Consider the following 1,175-nt stretch of genomic DNA (forward strand, 5'->3'; position numbering starts at 1 on the left):
CCGGCCGATCGGCGGCCTCACCGCGGCACCCGCCGCCCGCGACCTGGCCCTCAGCCACGACACCCCGATCAGCGAGCTCGAACCGGAGCCCGGCGACGAGCTGGAGACCCTCGCGGAACTGATCGCCGTCACGGATTTCGCCGCCGTCTACCTCGCGCTCGCCTCGGGCACCTAGACCTGTCCCGGGGCGCATCGGGCGGCCGTACGCGCGCGCATCGCCGTACGAGGGCCCGGGCGCGCCTCGTGCCCCACCGAAGACCCGCGCTCGTACGCGCCGGCACGCACGCACAGAGAGCAGGCAGAACCCGCATGGACCGCCTCGACAACACCGTCCGCCCCTACGCCTGGGGTTCCACCACCGCCCTCCCGGCCCTCCTCGGCGTCGAGCCGACCGGCGAACCGCAGGCGGAGATGTGGATGGGCGCCCACCCCGGCGCCCCCTCGCGCACGGCCCGCGGCACCCTCGTCGAGGTCATCGAGGCCGACCCCGAACGCGAGCTGGGCGCCGCGACCGTCGCCAAGTTCGGTCCCCGCCTGCCCTTCCTCCTCAAGCTCCTCGCCGCCGGCGCCCCGCTCTCCCTCCAGGTCCACCCCGACCTCGCGCAGGCGAAGCAGGGGTACGAGGACGAGGAGCGCCGCGGCATCCCCGTGGACGCCGGGCACCGCAACTACAAGGACGCCAACCACAAGCCCGAACTGATCTGCGCGCTCACCGAGTTCGACGGCCTGTGCGGCTTCCGCGACCCCCTCCGGGCCGCCGCCCTGCTGGACGCCCTCGGCGTCGACTCCCTCAAGCCGTACGTCGACCTGCTGCACGCGCGCCCCGAGGAGGCGGCCCTGCGCGAGGTGCTGACCGCAATCCTCACCGCCGACCGCGACGCCATGGCCCACACCGTCGCCGAGGCCGCGGCCGCCTGCGACCGCCTCGGCGGCGAGCACGCCCCGTACGCCGGCATCGCCCACCACTACCCCGGCGACCCCGGCGTCATCGCCGCCATGCTCCTCAACCACGTCCGGCTGCAGCCCGGCGAGGCCCTGTTCCTCGGCGCCGGCATCCCGCACGCCTACCTGAACGGGCTCGGCGTCGAGATCATGGCCAACTCGGACAACGTCCTGCGCTGCGGCCTCACCCCCAAGCACGTCGACGTCCCCGAACTCCTGCGCATCGTCCGCTT

General features: G+C 74.2%; 2 protein-coding genes. Both read left to right on the plus strand.

From position 1 onward, the window contains the following. Positions 1-175 (plus strand): SIS domain-containing protein (locus ACFY5C_RS41850; protein ID WP_389455340.1); only part of this gene is annotated, 175 nt, incomplete at its 5' end. A 134-nt stretch (positions 176-309) separates the two neighbouring features. After that, a partial coding sequence (gene manA, locus ACFY5C_RS41855) for a mannose-6-phosphate isomerase, class I (RefSeq protein WP_389455338.1) occupies positions 310-1,175 on the plus strand: 866 nt, incomplete at its 3' end.

This window comes from Streptomyces sp. NPDC012935 (assembly GCF_042900345.1).
GTDB lineage: Bacteria > Actinomycetota > Actinomycetes > Streptomycetales > Streptomycetaceae > Streptomyces.